At 32.4% G+C, this 17,379-nt stretch carries 18 protein-coding genes; 11 read left to right on the top strand and 7 right to left on the bottom strand.

Annotated features, from left to right (window positions below; translation table 11 throughout):
- The first annotated feature begins 30 nt into the window (after positions 1-30).
- From OD917_RS15255 to murI, 3 genes are all read left to right on the top strand, one after another.
- The gene (locus OD917_RS15255) at positions 31-1,068 is read left to right on the top strand and encodes an OmpH family outer membrane protein (RefSeq protein ID WP_263524277.1); all 1,038 of its coding nucleotides are present in this window, start codon (positions 31-33) and stop codon (positions 1,066-1,068) included.
- Between the two features lie 14 nt (positions 1,069-1,082).
- On the top strand, positions 1,083-1,586 hold the full coding sequence (locus tag OD917_RS15250; protein ID WP_263524276.1) for an OmpH family outer membrane protein: 504 nt from the start codon (positions 1,083-1,085) through the stop codon (positions 1,584-1,586).
- A 149-nt stretch (positions 1,587-1,735) separates the two neighbouring features.
- Positions 1,736-2,512, top strand: a complete 777-nt coding sequence (gene murI / locus OD917_RS15245) for a glutamate racemase (protein ID WP_263524275.1) — start codon at positions 1,736-1,738, stop codon at positions 2,510-2,512.
- A gap of 4 nt (positions 2,513-2,516) precedes the next feature.
- Here the strand turns inward: murI and OD917_RS15240 are convergent, their stop codons facing one another.
- Both OD917_RS15240 and OD917_RS15235 read right to left on the bottom strand, forming a co-directional pair.
- Entirely contained in the window at positions 2,517-3,752 is a 1,236-nt protein-coding gene (locus OD917_RS15240; protein WP_263524274.1) for an aromatic hydrocarbon degradation protein, read from the bottom strand.
- Positions 3,752-5,080, bottom strand: coding sequence for a DUF4270 domain-containing protein (locus OD917_RS15235; RefSeq protein WP_263524273.1), 1,329 nt, complete (start codon positions 5,078-5,080; stop codon positions 3,752-3,754). The genes OD917_RS15240 and OD917_RS15235 overlap by 1 nt, the downstream gene beginning before the upstream one ends.
- 231 nt (positions 5,081-5,311) lie before the next feature.
- Between OD917_RS15235 and OD917_RS15230 the strand changes: the two genes are divergently transcribed.
- The 5 genes from OD917_RS15230 to OD917_RS15210 all read left to right on the top strand — a co-directional run bounded on the left by OD917_RS15230 (position 5,312) and on the right by OD917_RS15210 (position 9,542).
- Positions 5,312-6,154, top strand: a complete 843-nt coding sequence (locus OD917_RS15230; protein WP_263524272.1) for a DUF6268 family outer membrane beta-barrel protein — start codon at positions 5,312-5,314, stop codon at positions 6,152-6,154.
- A 12-nt stretch (positions 6,155-6,166) separates the two neighbouring features.
- Complete coding sequence (locus OD917_RS15225) at positions 6,167-7,171, top strand: Kelch repeat-containing protein (RefSeq protein ID WP_263524271.1); 1,005 nt, start codon at positions 6,167-6,169, stop codon at positions 7,169-7,171.
- A complete protein-coding gene (locus OD917_RS15220; RefSeq protein WP_263524270.1) occupies positions 7,158-7,490 on the top strand; it encodes a DUF4907 domain-containing protein in 333 nt (110 codons plus the stop codon). Before OD917_RS15225 ends, OD917_RS15220 begins: the two co-directional genes overlap by 14 nt.
- Positions 7,491-8,603 (top strand): sensor histidine kinase, encoded by a 1,113-nt coding sequence (locus OD917_RS15215; RefSeq protein ID WP_263524269.1) that lies wholly within the window; start codon positions 7,491-7,493, stop codon positions 8,601-8,603.
- Positions 8,604-8,828: 225 nt separating this feature from the next.
- Positions 8,829-9,542, top strand: coding sequence for a LytR/AlgR family response regulator transcription factor (locus OD917_RS15210; protein WP_263524268.1), 714 nt, complete (start codon positions 8,829-8,831; stop codon positions 9,540-9,542).
- 84 nt (positions 9,543-9,626) lie between these two features.
- Here the strand turns inward: OD917_RS15210 and OD917_RS15205 are convergent, their stop codons facing one another.
- Together OD917_RS15205 and OD917_RS15200 are read right to left on the bottom strand one after the other, a co-directional pair.
- Positions 9,627-10,145: a gamma carbonic anhydrase family protein gene (locus OD917_RS15205; protein WP_263524267.1), complete on the bottom strand. Its 519-nt coding sequence runs from the start codon at positions 10,143-10,145 to the stop codon at positions 9,627-9,629.
- 11 nt (positions 10,146-10,156) lie between these two features.
- Positions 10,157-11,146 (bottom strand): type IX secretion system membrane protein PorP/SprF, encoded by a 990-nt coding sequence (locus OD917_RS15200; RefSeq protein ID WP_111283807.1) that lies wholly within the window; start codon positions 11,144-11,146, stop codon positions 10,157-10,159.
- Positions 11,147-11,289: 143 nt separating this feature from the next.
- Here OD917_RS15200 and OD917_RS15195 point away from each other — a divergent pair, with 143 nt between their 5' ends.
- The 3 genes from OD917_RS15195 (at position 11,290) to OD917_RS15185 (ending at position 13,640) form a co-directional block, all read left to right on the top strand.
- Positions 11,290-12,189 (top strand): NifU family protein, encoded by a 900-nt coding sequence (locus OD917_RS15195; RefSeq protein WP_263524266.1) that lies wholly within the window; start codon positions 11,290-11,292, stop codon positions 12,187-12,189.
- 144 nt (positions 12,190-12,333) lie between these two features.
- Positions 12,334-12,741: a YtxH domain-containing protein gene (locus OD917_RS15190; RefSeq protein WP_263524265.1), complete on the top strand. Its 408-nt coding sequence runs from the start codon at positions 12,334-12,336 to the stop codon at positions 12,739-12,741.
- A gap of 86 nt (positions 12,742-12,827) precedes the next feature.
- Positions 12,828-13,640 (top strand): mechanosensitive ion channel family protein, encoded by an 813-nt coding sequence (locus tag OD917_RS15185; protein WP_263524264.1) that lies wholly within the window; start codon positions 12,828-12,830, stop codon positions 13,638-13,640.
- A 2-nt stretch (positions 13,641-13,642) separates the two neighbouring features.
- Here OD917_RS15185 and tsaB read toward each other — a convergent pair whose 3' ends face one another.
- The 3 genes from tsaB to OD917_RS15170 form a co-directional block, all read right to left on the bottom strand.
- The gene (gene tsaB / locus OD917_RS15180) at positions 13,643-14,314 is read right to left on the bottom strand and encodes a tRNA (adenosine(37)-N6)-threonylcarbamoyltransferase complex dimerization subunit type 1 TsaB (RefSeq protein WP_263524263.1); all 672 of its coding nucleotides are present in this window, start codon (positions 14,312-14,314) and stop codon (positions 13,643-13,645) included.
- Between the two features lie 296 nt (positions 14,315-14,610).
- A complete protein-coding gene (locus tag OD917_RS15175) occupies positions 14,611-15,903 on the bottom strand; it encodes an efflux RND transporter periplasmic adaptor subunit (protein ID WP_263524262.1) in 1,293 nt (430 codons plus the stop codon).
- Positions 15,904-15,909: 6 nt separating this feature from the next.
- Positions 15,910-17,361, bottom strand: a complete 1,452-nt coding sequence (locus OD917_RS15170; protein ID WP_263524261.1) for a TolC family protein — start codon at positions 17,359-17,361, stop codon at positions 15,910-15,912.
- Between the last annotated feature and the right edge of the window lie 18 nt (positions 17,362-17,379).

Genomic DNA, 17,379 nt, shown 5'->3' with positions numbered 1-17,379 from the left:
TGGTTAAAAATCATCAAATAAAGTTATGTTATGAGAAAACAATTTTTATTTATATTTTTAGCCTTGATTGTAGCAAATACAAGTCAGGCACAAGGAAAGACGACTAGAATTGGCTACATCGACATGGAATATATTTTAGAAAATGTTTCCGATTATAAAGAAGCCAAATCACAATTAGAGCAAAAAGCTCAAAAGTGGAAACAAGAAGTTGAGGCTAAAAAATTAAATATAAATAACCTTAAAGAAAGTTTAAAAACAGAAAAAGCTTTACTTACTAAGGAATTAATTGAAGAGAGAGAAACTGAAATTAAGTTTCTGGAGCAAGAAATGATGGATTATCAGCAGAAACAATTTGGGTCTGATGGTAATTTAATGAGGCAGAAAGCAGCATTAGCAAAACCAATCCAAGATCAGGTTTTTACTGCTGTCCAGGATATTGCAGAAGCAAAGAATTATGATTTTATTTTTGACAAATCATCAGATCTTACAATGCTTTTCAGTAACAAAAGATTTGACATCAGCGATCAGGTTTTAAGGGTTTTAAATCGTACAGAGAAACGTGAACAGCTGACGAAAAAGCAATTAAAAGAACAAGAAGCGAAAGAGAATCTTGAAAATGCAATTGACGAAAATCCAGCTATGGCTGAACGCCAAAAAGCACTTGATGAAAAAAAGGCGGCTAGAGAGAAACTAATTCAAGATAGAAAATTAGAACAGGAAGCCAAGAAAAAAGAATACGAAGACAGAAGAAATGCTTTAGCTGCTGAAAGAGAAGCTAAAAAAAATGGCACGGTTTCTGGAACAGCTAAAACAGCGACAGAAACACCAGCAACAACAACAGATGCTGCAAAAACAAGCTCTACTGCTAAAACTGCAACACCTGCTGCTACTGGAGAAACACCAGCCGCTGAGCAGCCTACGATGACAAAAGCTGAGGAAAGACAATTACTTTACGAACAACGTAAAAAAGAATTGGAAGAAAAAAGAAAGAAAATTTTAGAAGAAAGAGAAGCGGCTAAAAAAGCAAAAGAGGCCGAAACGCAAAAAACAAATACGACCAATAATTAATTAATATTTTAAAAATGATGAAACAAATCAAAACTTTACTAATTGCTGCAATTCTTATTTTAGGAGCAAGTAACACAATGAACGCGCAAGCGAAGGTAGCCCATGTTGATGTAAGCGAGATCATGTCGAAAATGCCTGCTATGCTAGATGCTCAAAATCAACTGCAAAAATTAAGTGGTACATATGATGCTGAATACAAAAAAATGGTTGATGAATATCAAGTAAAAATCAAAAAGTATGAAGCTGAAGCAGCAACAGTAACTGATGCAGTAAATGGTGAGCGTTCTAAAGAAGTTCAAGATATGCAAAAAAGAATTGTTGACTACAGAGACAATGCTCAAAAAGAATTACAACAAAAAGAAACTGATATCGTAAAACCTTTAATGGAAAAAGTTAGAACTTCTATCCAAAAAGTTGGAAAAGCTAAAGGTTTCCAATACATCTTAGATGGTTCTACTTTATTATTAGCTGATGGTCCAAACATCACTGCTGACGTTAAAAAAGATTTAGGATTCTAAGAAATTAAATCTCTATAATTAAACTGCTCAATTTATACAATTTGAGCAGTTTTTTTTTACAAAAAATTAAAATTAATCGCTGGTATTTTTTCTAGATTTGACTTAACTTAGAGTAACAATTTATACTCAAAAAATACTAAATTTGCTTTATGACAAACAATAATCCTATAGGCGTTTTTGATTCTGGCATTGGCGGAACTTCAATTTGGAGCGCCATTCACGATCTTCTTCCAAACGAAAAAACCATTTATCTTGCTGACAGCAAAAATGCACCCTATGGTCAAAAAACTAAAGAAGAGATTGTTGCTTTAAGCAAAAAAAATGTAGAGTTTTTACTAGAGAATAATTGCAAATTAATTGTTGTTGCCTGCAATACTGCGACGACAAATGCAATATTAGAGCTTCGTGCAGATTACGATGTTCCGTTTGTTGGAATTGAGCCTGCTATTAAACCTGCAGCAAATAATTCTCAAACACAAGTAATTGGAATTCTTGCAACAAAAGGAACCCTAAATAGTGAGCTGTTTAATAAAACTGCCGAAATGTTCCAAAATACAAAAATCATTGAGCAGGTAGGCTACGGACTTGTACAGCTTATCGAAGATGGTAATTTGTATTCACCAGAAATGACACAATTATTAGAATCTTACCTTCAGCCAATGATCGAAGCTAATATTGATTATTTGGTTTTAGGATGCAGCCATTATCCTTATCTAATTCCTCAAATACAAAAAATTCTCCCAGATCATATTAAAATAATTGATTCAGGAGAAGCTGTTGCTCGTCAGACTAAAAATCTGCTTCGAGATAAGGTCGGTTTTTCTGAAAATACAGATAATGATCCTGTATTTTATGTTAACTCTGACCCTAAAGTATTAGAGTCCATTTTAGAATACAAATATCCAGTAATCAAAAAAGACTTTTAGAGTCTTATTCAATTTTTCGCTTGACGAACCAAATTCCGTCCAACGATAAATTGAGCGATATTTTATGGTAATTTTCCTTTATTAAATCATTTGCAATTCTACCTTTCTGTCCATAAGAATAGGAAACATTAAGAGATGAAAATGTATTTTCAATTGGCAAATTAAGTCCGATTGAGATTGAGGCATTATTGACACGGTGACTATCTACTTCAAGATAACCTGTATCATAATTTATTCCTGCAGCATACCCTATTCTATCCCAATATTTTCGTGCGTTCTTTTTTGAACTATAGGTAAATCCAAGAGCAAACCGGTCTTGATTTACAAATTCTCCATAAAGTTCAGACTGGTTTGTATTTCCCCAAAAACTCTTTTCGTAATCTAAAGTCACATTTAGATTATTTTTAAAGCGTTTACTAGCTCCAAAACCTATTTCGAGAGGCATGTAATAATCATCAACGTCTGAAGCTACGTCTGTTTCAATAGACGATTGAACTTCGTCTGCAATACTCGTTACAGACTGTACTTTTGATGCATTTATTTTTGCTGGAACTTTTAATGTTGTTCCTACTGTAAAAGTCGAATCTACTTTAAATTGCGCTCCTAATGTTGCACGGACTCCACTGTAATCTGTTGTTTTACTTATGGTTGTAATTGCGTTTGAAACCAGAAAAGCACGATCATCAACGGTATTTCCAAAAAGCACTGTTGCAGTTGCTCCAAGCGTCAATTTTTTTCCGAATTTATATCCGTATGAGAAATCTAAATTGTTTAATCCGCCTGATCCTTCTGCACTTACATAATAATATTCCTGGCTATCTGCAATAGGCAGTTTTAAATTCGAAATTTTAAAAACAGAACTAGAATATGGACGAAGCGATAAACTAAAACCTGAATTTTTAGTTACTGGAAATGCAAAAGCCAAATGAGAAAACTGAAAATTATTTCGTTTTTCTGTTCGAGAACTACTTTGATAAGTCGTAGAAATGGCTTTCCCTCCAATATCAAAAAGAAAGTGATTTTGATACATAAACCCAAGCGATGCCGGGTTCAAATTATTGATAAAAGTATCTGATGGCAAAGCAATTCCTGATGAACCAATTGAAGGCAGATAACCAAAATCTGAATCATATAAACTTCCGACGCCATATAATGAATATGGCGAACTAGAAATACTTTGCGAAAATGAAGTCAACGACATTAATAGGAAGCAACTCCATAAAACAATTTTATTTTTCATTAATAAGAGATGTAATAAATTTTCAGCTGAATTTTATTGTTCAAATGCTTTTGGTCACCCAAAACTAATCGGTTAACAGACTGTGCAATTCCTGGCAAGGTTAAAATAAGTGATGACCTCGAATCGGATGCCTTTAGCATTTCTTTCTGCAGAAAAGCTCCAATGGAAACAGAATAGCCGACATTTTCATTAAACTCGTCGCTCTTTTGACTCAATTTACCATAAACCGCAGTACCAGCTGAATTTACCAGCGAACCGCTTATTCGATTCAAATTATCTCCAACATAAACAGTGAGAGAATCTGCTAAAGGATATTTTTCTGAATAAGAATTATTGACGGGTTTCAAAATCAATTCTGCATCGACAATAGCTCCATTAGTCGAAATATTTTTAAACTGCTTTATATTTGGAAAATCAACCCGACAAGCTACTCCAGTTCCAGACTGAATGTATCCTTGATTGTTTGTTAATGTACTGGATAATTTACTGGTCGAAATGGGGAGATTTTGAAGAATTGTACCCGTTTTATCTGACGATATAGAATTAAACTGTTTTGTGGCATCTAGAATCTGAAAATCGAGTATATAAGAATCCGCTTCATCATCTGCCTGGTATTTTGAATAGTACAATCGCACTTTACTTGTTGAAACACTAAAACCAATAGCGCTTGAAGAATTTCCGGTATCAGGTACAAGCACTAATCCTTTTAAATATTCTGTAAAACTATCATAGTCTGTAATTTCTCTTTTTTTGATTTTCAGGAAAAGTGCCTCTCCAAACTCCTTACTCATTTGGATATTTATAGAATCTTTCTGTAATGGTCTTGGCTTGTATGAAATTGTTCCAAGGCTTTCTGAGCTATAACTCAAAGTTGAATTATTGTAGAAATTATCATCTTCAGAATTTGGCTTAACCCTTTGAGTTAATCTATGAATATTAAATGTCTGTACCCTTGTGGTGTCTCCATAATAATAACGATCGTATTTAAGAATCATAGAAATAGAATCGAAAACATAGTTCACAGATTCTGTATCTGATCCCACACTTGTTAAAGCATAAGTACTCGTAGAAAGCTGGAAATAGCTATCAGATTTTACTTTTCCAAAAATAGGATCATCGTAATTTCCAATTAAAATTCTACTTCTATTTGAAGTCGCCAGCGAGTCAAAATTTATAGTTGACATATCGACCGTAACGGTATCAATTAAGACCACTTTATTACTCAAAGCCAAATAATCTGATCCAACTGTAAATTCACCCGTGTCTGTATCTGTCCCACATGAAAATAAGCTCATTACAAAAAGCAGTATCAATATAAACTTGCGCATAATCTAATTTTTGCGCAAATATAAATTGCTCACTCTGGCGATACACTATAACATATACTACCAAGCTTTTTTAAGCTACAGACTGCACAAATCCATCTACAATATCAATTCTATTCTCAAATTTTAATTCGACCTTAAAAAGGACGGTTTTGTCTATCAAAACAGGTCATATATATATCTTCTTTTTTTTAAGAGGGCCATCCACCTAATTTTGAGCCAATAAAATAAATAATGAAAGTACGGTTTTTAATTTGTTCTCTTTTTTTGATTTCAGTTTTAGGTTTGGAAGCTCAGGAAAATTTCAGCGCCAATGTGAATTTCAAAACTGAGCCAACAGATAAAATAAATTTTAACGAAACAGACATTGCTATTTTTTATCAAAAAGAACTAGGAACAAAAAGCAAAATAGCGAACACATTAGAATATTCAAATTTAAAAGTGAATTACGAATTTAATCCATACAACTTTTATGAAGATCAGGATAAATTCAACCAGATTCAAAACAAATTTGAATATTCGTATGAAATGTCAGAAAAAACAAAATGGCAGTTTTCTATTATTCCAACGGCAAACTTTCAGAGTAATTTAGATTTTTCAGATCTCACTGTTCTAGGAAGTTTAGCGATTAGCCAGCAGATTGGCTCAAAAGTAAACGTAATAGTTGGAGCTGGGCGAACATCAATTTTTGGAGCGCCAAAAATTACACCGATTGTGGCTTTTGGTTATAAAATGAATGACAAAACCGATTTTAGAATTGGTTTTCCAGATTCGAAAATTTCTTATTCAAATAATGTTCGAAACAAATTTAGTTTAACGAACAGTTTTAATGGAAATTTTTATCATCTAGACGAAAGCACCAATGCAGATAATAATGCTGAAAAAGCTGTTTTATCACAAATGACATCGGCTTTGGAATACGAAAGAAACGTTAGCGGCAATTGGTTTTTAAATTTTAAAGCAGGTTACGATTTTGATAAAAAATACAACTTATTAGACAGCAGTGACCATAAAGTATACGATTATAATACTGGAAATGGTTACGTTTTAGGAATAGGGATCAAATACAAACAATAAATTAAATAAACTATGATTAATCTAAAAAAAGGAATTTTATTCACAGCGCTTTTTTCGAGCCTTTTTTTTCTAAGCTGCAGTAATGATGAAGACGATGATTTAGTAGGAAACTGGATTAAGAAATCTGCCTTTGACGGTCCAGCAAGATCTAGCGCAACAAGTTTCGTTATTGGAGATTTCGCATATGTTGTCGGTGGTTATACTGGAGATGAATATTTAAAAGATTTATGGGTTTACAACTCATCTGGAGATTATTGGGAACAAAAAGCTGATTTTACAGGAGTTGGAAGAAGTTCTGCTTCTAGCTTCGCATTAAACGAAAAAGGATATGTTGGTCTTGGTTACGATGGAACCAATAAACTGAAAGATTTTTACCAATACGATCCATCTAGCAACAGCTGGACTCAGAAAGCTGATTTTGCTGGAACTGCTCGTTATGCGGCTGTAGGTTTTCAAGTTGGCGGTAAAGCTTATTTCGGAACAGGTTATGATGGAAATTATTTAAAAGATTTCTATCAATATGATGACCAAGCAAATACTTGGACACTTTTAAGTGGTTTTCCTGGAAATAAAAGACGTAATGCTACTGTATTTGTAATTGCAGACAAAGCTTATTTAGTTACAGGTTCAAACAACGGAACATACCAAGAAGATTTCTGGGAATTTGATCCATCAACAGATGCATGGGTTAAAAAAAGAGATATCGATAAAGATACTGATGACGATTACTCATACAATGACGATTATGCGATTGTTCGTTCAAACGCTTCTAGTTTCTCAATGAACGGATTAGGATATGTTGTTGGAGGTGAAAATGTAAAAACAGTTTGGGAATACAATCCAACTACTGATTTATGGGAAGAAAGAACTCCCATGGAGGGTGCAACAAGAACTGACGCTGTTGGTTTCGCGATTAACAACAGAGGGTTCTATATGTTAGGCCGAATTGGTTCTACATATTTTGACGATGCCTGGGAGTTTAAACCGTTAGACGAACAAAGTGATGACGATAACTAATACTCAAAAAATCTTCTGGACCAATATCCAGAAGATTTTAATATTTACTGCATTTCTTTTATTTTTTGCTTCATGCGAAAAAAATGAGAGACTAAAAACTTCAACATTTAGAACAAATTCTGGATGGGGATATACCATTAGCTATAAAGAAAAAACTTTAATTAAACAGACCGTTATTCCAGTTATAAGTGAAAACAAAAGTTTTGCAACAGAAAGAGATGCTTTAAAAGTAGCCGATCTTGTAAAAGACAAACTTGAAGAGAACTTATCTCCAACAGTAACCGAAAAAGATTTAATTTTATTAAAAATAAAATTATAAATGCAGTTAGATACCATAAAAAATACCGGCTATAACAAAATTCTATTCCATTGTGCAATATGGATTTTCTTTATTTTAACTTCGTTAATTCAGTTTTACGAAAGTCCCTTTAAAATCAGTAATGATTTTTATGCGCAATGGTCAACTGGAATAGTATTGTTTTACCTGAACTATTTTTATTTGGTTCCTCATTATTTATTGCAAAAAAAATATTGGCTTTACTTTACGTTTGCCTTTGGTTTAATTGCACTTTTTATGGTTATCAGGCTAAATTATTTTATTCCTGAATTTAGACATTTAAGACCCGAGAATATAATGCCCCCGAGAACTTTTCCTCAGGGTCCGCATTTTTTTCCTAGAGAAGGCAGAATGCATCCGAGAATGATGAAGCAACCACTTTTTTTTAAATTTGCACCTTCATTTTTCTACATTCTGATTATTACAATCTCTGCAATTATTAGAACACTAACTGAATTTTATAATAATCAGCAAAATAAACTGATTGCCGAAACACACAGAACAAATACAGAATTAATCTATTTGCGTAAACAAACCAATCCGCATTTTTTATTTAATTCTTTAAATAGTATTTATTCTTTGGCACACAAAAAATCTGATTTGGTCCCTGATGCCATCGTGACATTGTCTGAACTTATGCGCTATATGTTGTATGAGACAGATAACAAAACGGTGGCTTTAGAAAAAGAGGTCAATTATATTCAGAATTATATCGAATTACAAAAACTAAGATTAAACAATATTGAAGACATTGTTATCAATGTACATGGCGATACTAAAAATAAATTTATTGAGCCTTTACTATTGATTTCTTTTGTTGAAAATGCCTTCAAATACGGAACTGATTATAAAGGAGCCGCTCACGTAAAGATTAAAATTTTGATTACCGATCACAATCTTGATTTCTGGATAGAAAACACAATCGAAAATTATGTGAAAGACCCTGAAAATTCAGGAATTGGATTAGTAAATATTCAAAGCCGTCTTGATCTGCTTTATCCAAATGCACACGAACTAACCATTACTCAGGATAATGAATATTACAGAGTTCATCTGAATTTAAAATTAGATGAAATCAAAACCGCTATGCATTAATAAAACTGATTATGGACAGAAAAAAACATTCTAAAAATAGCATTTTGAGCATTGCTTCATTAGCAAAAGCTTCAAAATTTTTAGAATGATTTTCTAAAACCATTACAGTTAATGCGTGATTTAATTTCTTAACACCAGTATTTTATGAAAATTTTAAAACATAATTTACTGGTTTAAATTACTTTTGAATGCCAAAACAGATTCAAAAATTTTAATCCTAAAAAAATGAAATGTGTAATTATTGATGACGAACCATTAGCAGTAGAATTATTGCAGGATTTTGTCAAAAAAGTAGATTCATTAGAATTGATCAATTCATTTAACAATGCAATTGATGCCGTTTCATTTATCAATCAGAATAATGTTGATTTGGTTTTCCTGGATATTCAGATGCCACATTTTTCTGGGATTGATTTTTTAAATACAATCGAAAAAAAACCTCTTGTAATCTTCACTACTGCTTATTCTGATTATGCTGTAGAAGGCTTTAACCTTGGTGCTGTAGATTATTTGGTAAAACCAATTCCTTTTCACCGCTTTTTAAAAGCTGTTGTAAGGGCGCAGCAAGTTTTACATCCGGCAGCAACAAATCAAGTTGCTGAAAACACAAATGCTCCCGAAATAGATCAGGATTTTATGTTTGTAAGAGCTGAATATGAAAATGTAAAATTGAATTTTGCTGATATTCTTTTTATTGAAGGATTAAAAGATTATGTCAAAATTTACACAACAGACAATAAATTTACGCTGACTTTAATTAGCTTAATCAAATTAGAGAATCTTCTTTCCAGCAAAGGTTTTGCAAGAATTCACAGATCGTATATTATCAACATAAAACATGTGAAATCGATTCAGAAAAACAAGGTTTTAATAAGCGATAAAAGAATTCCAATCAGCGAAAGCTATAAAAGCACTTTCTTCGAAAAAATCAACCTTTAGTTTTTTTTAAAAAAAATTCCAAAAAAAAAATAAAAATTCCAAATTCCAAGAGTCTAACCTTTTTGGAATTTGGAATTTTTAAACTTAATCTTCGTTTTTAAACCAACCTGAGTACATTACATAATTGTTCGAAATACGCTCGATTTCGCCTGCAAAATCAGATTGGTCAATATCTTTTACTTTTTTAGCAGGAACACCTGCATATATGCTTCCTGAAGTTACTACCGTATTTTGAGTTACCACTGCACCGGCAGCAATTATAGCATTGCTTTCTACAACACAATTATCCATTACAATTGCACCCATTCCTATTAAAACATTATCATGAATAGTACATCCGTGTACTATTGCATTGTGTCCAATTGAAACATTATTCCCAATAATTGTTGGATGTTTTTGATAAGTACAATGAATAATAGCGCCGTCTTGAATATTTACTTTATTCCCAATTTTAATAAAATTAACGTCGCCTCTAACAACAGCATTAAACCAAACGCTGCACGACTGTCCAAAAGTAACATCTCCTACAATAGTCGCATTTTCAGCAACATAACAATCCTCTGGAATAAGAGGTGATTTTCCGTTTACAGACTTGATCAACATAATAATAAAGTTTAGTTAATTGCAGGACAATTACAGTCGTAACGTTCTTTTGTACAGAATAAATTAATTCCTAAAGTAATTTGATGATAACCGCCAGTATCAAACTTTACATCTCCCATTACATGAGAATATGTGTAAGCAAACATAAAGTTCTTAAAATTAACTCCAACAATTGGCGTTATAAATTCTAATTTTTGAGAAGAAACTCCGCTTCCAGAAAGATATTGAGCTCCATCAAAACCTCTTCTATAAGATAAAGCAGCCCAAAGACTTCCAAAATCCATACTTTTATACGCTTTCATATTCACATCAAGCGTTTTTTCTTTTGTTTGATCAAAGTACTGAAAAAGTATAGAAGGCTCCCAAGTCCAATTTTCGTTTTTACCAAAAACGTAACCAGCACTAAATAAAAACTTTCTAAGATTATCGCTTTCGTAATCTGTGTATAATTCTCTTCTTGTTTCTAATAATCCCTGAATAGTTGCATGAGCGTAAAAATCCAAATAGTTGTAAGACGCTCCAATATCAACATTAAAATAAGAATCTTTCTGAATCGAACCGAAAACTATTGGGTCAAAAGTTCCTCCAAATTTCGTTTCATCTAATTGATTTTGTATTAAACCTCCGCTAATTCCAAAAGACAACTGATTTAAATCAAGTTCATCTCTCGAAAACATAATATGATGTGCATAAGTTAATTTGACACCTTTTTGAGAATGATATCCATTCTTATCGTTAAAAACAATAATACCTCCTCCAGAGCGTTCTCCAATTCTTCCGTTAAAGCTTAAGGTCTGCAAGGATGGCGCATCTTCTTGTTCAAACCATTGTTTTCTTGCCGTTAATCTAATTTTAGCGCAATTGGCAGCTCCTGCCATTGATGGGTGAATTAGGTAATAATTATCAGACAAATAATCTGAGTAAACTGGTATTCCCTCTTGTGAATAAGAATAAAAAGTAGTTATGAGAAAAATTAATAAAACCCTGATTTTAAATTTCATAAAGGCAATTTTGTTTCAATATATTTTTTACTCTTGCAATTTAACACGATTTCTTTGAGAAGAGTCTTAATTATTTCATTAAAAAATCAAATATAGGTATTAGTAGAAAATAACTTTAGTAAATTTGCAAAAAATATACAATCATGACGAAAATCACTATAAAAGAGACTCAAAACCCGACTATTTTAAAGTTTGAGTTTGAAGACTTTATTACACAAAATCAAAATTTCGAATTTAAAAATATTGATGAAGCACAAGCTTCTCCTTTAGCTCAGCAATTATTTTATTTACCGTTTGTTAAAACTGTTTATATCTCTGGAAATTTTATAGCTATCGAAAGATACAGTATTGTGGATTGGGATGATGTAAAAGATGCTGTTGCAGAGCAAATTAGTGCTTTTGTTGAAAAAGGTGGAGTGATCATTAAAGTTGATGAAAATAAAGCAAAAAAGCAGCCAATTACAGTTTATGGAGAAACAACTCCTAACCCTTCTGCCTTGAAATTTGTTGTAAGCAGAATGCTGACTCGTAACGCCGTAGAATATAAAAATATTGACCAAACTGCTTCTTCTCCATTGGCAAAGGAATTATTTAAATTCCCATATGTGAAAGAAATTTTTATTGATGAAAATTATATTTCGGTTACTAAATATGAGATCAATAACTGGGATGAAATCACTTTAGAATTAAGAACTTTCATTAAACAATATATAGAAAATGGAGGAACTGTTTTAGACGAAAGTTTAATTCAAACAGCTAAAAAAGATGAAGCTAAAAAAGATGAAGCTTTTGACAAATTAGATGTCACTTCACAGCAAATCATTAATATCTTAGAAGAATATGTAAAACCAGCTGTAGCCGCAGATGGTGGAAACATTGCTTTCGAATCTTATAATGAAGAGGACAAAACAGTAAAAGTGCTATTGCAAGGTGCTTGCAGCGGCTGTCCATCATCTACATTTACTTTGAAAAGCGGTATCGAAAATATGTTGAAAAGCATGTTGAATGATGAAGCTATAAAAGTAGAAGCATCAAATGCTTAATTCAATCAAAAATATAATAGAAAGCGTCTCATTGAGGCGCTTTTTTCATTATTAACCACTAGTTGTCAATTATTTACCATTAAAAAAACTAGTAATTCTATAAATTTAATTAATATTGTATTCATAACCAATTAATTAAAAACCATGGGATTATCTTCATTTTTTAAAAATTTATTTGGCTCAACCAAAGAGTCTGTAACAGAATTGGCTAATAATGCCGAAAGTACTTTTGAACAAGCAAAAGAAGCCGCAACGCCTTACATAGAAAAAGCAGAAGCTTTTGCTGAAGAAACAATTGAAAAAGTAAAAGAAGCATCTGAACCTATTATTGACCAAGCGGCAGATTATGCTGAAAAGGCAAAAGATACCGTAAGCGAATATGCTGACAAAGCTGCTAAAGTGGTAAATGATGTAGTTGATTCTGTTAAAGAAAAAACAGCTTCTTTGGCCGTTGAGACACCAGAAACTATTTCTGAATCGGTTGTTGATGTAAGCGAAAAATCTGCTGCAGAAGTAGAAGAAATAGGCGATGAAGCTGCTGACAAAGCATAAACAGACTTTTCTTATAATGTAAATATTTTTATATTTGCAGTACTAATCTACCTTCTCTTTTGAGAAGGTTTTTTTATTTTAAAATCATGAACATTAGCCCAGAACAAGTCAGTAAATATATTACTCGATTTATTGATATTTTAGTTGATTATTCACCAAAACTTATTTCAGCATTTTTAATCTTATTTGTTGGTTTATATGCTATCAGACTGATTAATCGTATCATTAGAAAAGTAATGATTCAGCGAAATCTAGATCCAACATTAACAAAATTCTTATCCGACATTTTATTGTGGGCGTTGCGAATATTATTGTTTGTAACCTTTATTTCTAAATTAGGAATCGAGACTTCATCTTTCGTAGCTATTTTAGGAGCAATGGGTCTTGCGGTTGGTTTATCATTACAAGGATCGCTTTCTAACTTTGCTGGCGGAATGCTGATTATTGTTTTCAAACCATTTAAAGTTGGCGATACAATTGAAGCGCAAGGTGTTGTTGCAACAGTTCTTGAAATCCAGATTTTTGTAACCAAAATGCTTACCGCAAATAATCAGACTGTGTTTGTTCCAAATGGTTCTTTATCTAATGGAAATATTATCAATTATTCAATGCAAGGAGAAAGAAGAGCAGATTTGACTTTTGCTATTTCTTACGATTCAGATATCAAAAAGGCAAAAGAAATCCTTCTAGATGTTTTAAATAAAAACCCTAAAGTATTGAAGAAACCTGCGCCAGAGGTTTTTGTAAAAAATCTATCGGCAAGTTCTATTGATTTTGCTGTACGTCCTTGGGCAAAAAACGCTAATTATGGAGCTGTTTTCTCTGAAACTCTAGAAAACTGCAAAATAGCTCTAGATGAAGCTGGAATTGCAGTTCAACCATATACTATTCAGAAATAATATTATTGTTTCTTTGGAGGAGCAATCATAAAATCTTTTAAATAATAAGGTTCAAAATAAGCGACATCCACAGTGTCGCTTTTTTGATACTTATCAAAACTGATTTTACTCATCGCCTGTGCAGAAGGGTATTTTACATTTTCTAAAAACACGAAATTATCTTTAGTCAAAATAGCTTTACATTTATCAGCGCAATCGCCAACAAAGTAAAGCTTATCTGTATATTCTTGAAATGAGTTTTCGTCAATAATTTCAGCTTTAATAGCTCTTTCAACTGTCAAATCTGAATTAAAAATGGCACTGTAAACTTCCATACGGCGCGCATCTAACATTGGTATAATTTTTCCGTCTGCAACTCCTGCCTGCGATGCCAAAGTTTGAAGCGTATCAACAGCAATTAACGGAATATTTAAAGCATAACATAAACCTTTTGCTGCAGAAACACCAATTCTTAAACCTGTATAGGATCCTGGTCCCTGACTAACTGCAATTGCACTCAAATCCTGAACAGAAATGCCTGCTTTTGAAATTACTTCTTCTATAAAAACATGAAGTTTTTCTGCGTGCGAATATCCTTCATCTGCAAGTTCGTTACATGCAATGGTATTTCCATCTTTTGCGACAGATACTGAACAATTTTTAGTAGCCGTTTCGATGTTGAGAATAAAAGACAAAATATTTTAATTTTAAATTATTAATGATTGACAAATAAAGTATGTCAGGAAAAAAGAAAAAGACAAAGTAACAACAGTAATGGTATAATACACAAATTAACCATCAAAAAACTCACATAAAGCATTATCTTTTTTCCAACTGAAAAATATACAAACTCTTCTTTGTAATATTCACTTTTATACACTTTATAATGCGTGTATGACATAGATGCTACTGTTACAACTAATCCAATCGTAAATAATGCTTGAAAAAATCCAGCTGGAGGGCTACCGCATAAAGAAATCATCATAAATAACTATTTCTTAGGTTCTTCCGCTTTTTTATTTTTTACTTTATCTCCGGAGTTAAGTTCCTTAGAAACTGTCGTATACGGACCTGTAATTACAACATCTCCTGGTTTTAACCCAGACATAACTTCAATATTAGTATCGTCTTGAATTCCTGTTTTAATGACTCTAATTTTAGCTTTATCTCCAACCTTCACAAAAACACATTCGAATTTTTTATCGCTTTTTGGAGCAGCTTTTTTATCTTGGTTTGGATCTTCAACAGTAAAATCTTTTACTGCAGTAGTATCTGATTTTACCACAACAGAACTAATTGGCACTGCCAAAACATTTGTTTTTGTTGTTGTGATAATATCAACCGTAGCCGTCATTCCTGGTCTAAAAGGAGAATAGGTGCTTGGTTTTCCTTCTAATAAATCTTGGTAAGAATCTTTTAAAATACGAACCTTAACTTTAAAGTTGGTTACCTGATCTGAAGTTAATGTTGTGCTGGCAGAATTAGAAATACTAGTTACCACTCCTTTGAATTTCTTTTTCAAATAAGCGTCAACTTCAACATTTGCTTCGTCTCCTATCTTAATTTTTACAATATCATTTTCGTTCACATCAACTTCAACTTCCATATTATTAAGGTTGGCAACACGTAAAAGCTCCGTTCCTGCCATTTGTTGCGTTCCTAGAACTCTTTCTCCTAATTCTACATTCAAAACAGAAATTGTTCCGTCTGCAGGAGAATAAATTGTTGTACGGCCAAGATTATCACGAGCTTCTGTCACAGATGCAGAAGCACTTTGAACATTGTAATAAGCGCTTTGTTTTGTTGCTTTTGCAACTTCATAAGAAGAAACGGCTTTATCCCAATCAGATTTTGAGATTACACCTTTATCATACAAAGTTTTATTTCGCTCATAATTTGCTTTTGCTTCTTTAAAACTAGCATCAGATTGAGTAAGACTTGCTTTTGTTCCTGCCAAATTTGCAACAGATCTATCTAATCCAGAAGTATATAAATCAGGATTTATTTTTACTAATAAATCGCCTTTTTTAACAACTTGTCCTTCTTTGATATTTAATGAAATGATTTCCCCAGAAACCATGGAAGCTATTTTAACTTCAATCTCTGGCTGAATTTTTCCTGTTGCCGAAACTGTTTCAACAATTGTTGAAGCAGTAACTTTTGCAGTTTCTACTTCTTTTCCTTCGTCCTTATTTCCTATTACTCCTTTCTTAGAAAGAACCACTAAAGCTACAATGAGAGCTACTGCTCCACCTAATAAGAAATAAACTGTTTTTTTTTGCATAATAAATTATTTTGTAATAATTGGAACGATCGGAATTCCGAAATAAAACTCTAATATTTTGATCTTAAACATGTAATCGTATTTTGTTCTAATTACATCAGACTGTGCATTAGTCAATAATGTTTGAGCTTGTGTGAAATCAAATGAATTCATTAAACCAACATCATATTTTTCTTTTGCGTAATTATAAGCCTGCTGTCTTGCTTCTAAAGTAACCGTAGCAGATTCATAAGTATTTAAAGCTCCTCTTGCATCTGTAAAAGCAGTATAAACGTTACGCTGCAAATCTAAACTTTTTTGCTCTAAATCTATTTTAGATTTTTCTAAACTTACTTTATTACGTTCAACATTGTTTCTTACTGAAAAGCCATTGAAAATAGGAACCGAAAGCTGGAATCCAAAAGACTGTCCTTTATTATCACTAAACTGATCTAAAATTGGATCTGCTTTTCCTAAAACAGGTGTGTAATTATTCTGTAAAACCGCTTGATTAGTTCCTTCAACGAATCCAATTTGAGAAGTCGGATTTGCTGTGTTTGGCACTGATCCAGTAACAACATCAGAATAACTTGCTCTGGTATTAAAACTGTAAAAGGCACTCAAAGTTGGCTGATAAGCTCCTTTAGCAATAGCTACGTTTTTCTCAGCAATCTCAAGATTAGTCTGCGCTAATTTTAACTCTGTTCTAGTTTCTTTAGCTTTATTATAGATATCAATCGGACTTTGAGCTAGGATATTATTTTCATCCGCTACATTAGTATCATCGACAACATCAAAATCTGCAAATTCTTTTAATTGCAAAAGCTGAGCTAAACTTAATTTAGAAATCAATAAATTATTTTCAGAAACAGCGATGTTTTGTTTATCAGTTGCAACAGTTGCTTTCAAATCGAACAAATCTCCACGTGGAATAGTTCCTGCTTTTACCATTTCTTCAGAACGTGCAAAACGTTTTTCGTCAATTGCCAATTGCTCTGTTTTAACCTTTAAATCTTCTTTATTAGATAAAATCTGCAAAAATGCACTGGCAACATTTAAAGAAATATCTTCTTGCATTTTTAGCAATTGATATTGTGATGCAACGATTGATAATTTTGCTTTTCGATAAGCATTTTGATTCTGAAGACCTTTATAGATATCTACACCAGCATTTAAACCAACAGAAGAATATTGTGTTGTTTGATTACGCAAAATACCTGTTGTAACATCCTGGTTCAAACCAATGTTCCAAGAGTGAGAAGCACTTCCGTTTACAGATGGAAGATAATTTCCAAATGCTGTTTTTTTGTCAATATCAGCACTTTTCAAATCTAGTTCAGATTGTTTTATCGTGATATTATTTTCAAGCGCGTATCTAACACACTCTTCCAAGGTCCATTTCTTTGATTGCGCTTGTCCAGTTAATCCGAAACCGAATAACATTGCAATAACCAGACTATTATATTTATTTATTTTCATATATCTTCGATGAAAGCG

The sequence above is a fragment of the Flavobacterium sp. SH_e genome (genome assembly GCF_025717045.1).
Taxonomy (GTDB): Bacteria; Bacteroidota; Bacteroidia; order Flavobacteriales; family Flavobacteriaceae; genus Flavobacterium.
This window is presented reverse-complemented; position numbering and strand designations above follow the sequence as displayed.